Source organism: Micromonospora echinofusca, assembly GCF_017614955.1.
Lineage (GTDB): Bacteria > Actinomycetota > Actinomycetes > Mycobacteriales > Micromonosporaceae > Micromonospora > Micromonospora echinofusca_A.
The window spans coordinates 1-501 of the sequence record NZ_WVUH01000732.1 but is presented as its reverse complement, the minus strand read 5'-3'; the positions used below and the strand labels follow the sequence as shown (position 1 = coordinate 501).

The following is a 501-nucleotide window of genomic DNA, read 5'->3' as shown; positions in this document are numbered from 1 at the left end:
CCGCCCCCCGGCCCACCGGGACGACCGGCACCGCCCCCGGGCCGGGGACCCGGCCGCTGGCTGGGCATGGAGGCCGGGCTCGGCCGCGGCGGCATGGACGCCGGGCTCGGCCGCGGCGGCATGTTCGCCGGGTTGGGACGGGGACCACCGGCACCCGCGGCCGGCGGACGCTGCCCGCCACCCGGGGTGATGCCGAACGGGTTGTTACCGCCGCTACGGGCCGGCGGACGGGCACCCGGACGACCGGGACCCGGGGTCGCCGTACCCGGGGCGGGTGCGGCGGGACGCGCCGCCGGGGAACCCGGCCGGGGCGGCATCATGCCCGGACCCGGCTGGGGTCGGGCCTGGCCACCGTCGGCCGGCGGTTCGCGCCGGGCGTTGTCGCGCTGCTGCTGCTGGCGGGCGGCCTGGGCGGCCTTGACCGCGGCCTCCTGCTCAGCCTTCAGGGCGGCGGCGCGGGCCTCCGCGGCCGCCACCTCGATGTCGTGGGCACTCGCCGGC

At 81.8% G+C, this 501-nt stretch carries 1 pseudogene; it reads right to left on the bottom strand.

Features of this window, described 5'->3' with window-relative positions:
• Window positions 1-501, bottom strand: a pseudogene (locus GSF22_RS34130) (translation initiation factor IF-2); the annotation flags it as partial.